General features: G+C 67.2%; 1 protein-coding gene. It reads right to left on the bottom strand.

Annotation, left to right across the window (positions count from 1 at the left end):
* The coding region (locus A8M77_RS34940; protein WP_192871727.1) for a DUF637 domain-containing protein at nucleotides 1–1,461 on the bottom strand (1,461 nt) is incomplete at both ends.

Genomic DNA, 1,461 nt, shown 5'->3' with positions numbered 1-1,461 from the left:
CGGCCGCGTTCGATCCGGCGCCTGCGCCGAGATAGACCAGGCTGGCGTCGCCACCAGCCAGCGCAACACCGAGACCGCCCACGAGGCTGGCCATCTCCAAGGTGCCTGGAAGCAGCCCATTGGCCAGAATGTCTTCGGCCGTGCGATTGCCATTGAGCATGAGTGCCGTGGCTTCGCCGAGCGTGGCGCCAATGGCGCCGGCGCCGCAGCCGGCCCCGCTGTCGGCACGCAGGGCTCCTGCTGCGCAACCTGCAATGAAATGGCCCGCGAAATTCGCGAAGCTGCCAGGGGCGGTGTTCGCCCCGATGGCGGTTGCACCCATTGCTGCACCGGTATCGATGAACGCCGTGGCGATGCTGCGAGTGAGGTTGTCCCCCAGGCTCCCGCCGTTGATGGCCGTGTCGACAAGCGCCCGTGTCGTACCGTTGATCAGGTTGCGACCCAACACCTGGAAACTGCCGGCTCCATTGATCGCCTTGATCTGGTTCAGCGGTGTCGCCACGCCATTCACGTCCATCGTGATCGTGCTGCCCAGCCCTTCGACGACGCCTGCTGTGAGCATGGCCGTGGCGATGGCCTTGACGCTTTCGCTGCTGCCCAGCTCCTTGAGCACCTTGCCGAGGTCGCCATCGTTGTTGACCAGGCTCACCGCGGCTCGGCTTGCCAGGGCACTGACGCCGATCTGTACCGCACCGCTGACGCCCGCAGAGATGGTGGCGCCCATGCCGGCCGAGGTCGCCGCACCGCCAGCCGCTGCACCCGCCTGAGCGGCTACCGGTGCGGCCACATAGGCCGCCACGAGGCTCACGACGGCCGCCGTCACCGGCCCCATGCCGCTCTGGTGGTACGACCACCGGTCGTGCTCCTCCTTCACCCGCTGCCATTCGACGCTGTTGACGAAGGCCGGATCGTCGGCAAGCTGGTTCACCCAGCCCATGCCCGGCTGCTGTGCGAGCGAGGAGAGGCTGTCGTTCTGGCCGAACTGCGCCTTCACCCCGCCATCGGCATTGATGCTCAGGTCCTTGACGTTGAACCGGTTGTACTGGCTCGTCTCGTCCGTGCGTCCGCTGCCCGAGGCCGAGGAGAAGGCCGCATCGTTGTCGACCTCCTTGGCGCTCATGGCGCTGGTGGTGGACTGGGTCAGCAGGTTGAGCTTGCCGCCGGAACGGATGTCCAGGCTTTCTCCCGTGGCCTCGATGGCACCGAGCGTCATGTCGCCGCCGCTTTGCAGCTGGATGTTCCTGGCATCCAGGGTCGTGCGGGCCAAGGTGGTGTCCTGGCTGTCGGCATCCAGGCTGTACTTGGTCATGCCCTTCTTGGTGGCATGGTGCGTCTCGGCCGAGGTGCTGTTCTCGCCCGCGTACAGGCTCAGCTTGCCGCCCGCATCGAGGCTCAGGGTCTGGCCGGCGCTCAAGGTGGCCGCCCGGGCCGTGAGGTCGCGCCCGGCTTCCAGGCTCACGC

It is taken from the genome of Variovorax sp. JS1663, assembly GCF_002157355.1.
Classification (GTDB): domain Bacteria; phylum Pseudomonadota; class Gammaproteobacteria; order Burkholderiales; family Burkholderiaceae_C; genus Variovorax.
The sequence above is the reverse complement of the archived record's forward strand: the minus strand, read 5'-3'. Positions and strand labels throughout refer to the sequence as shown.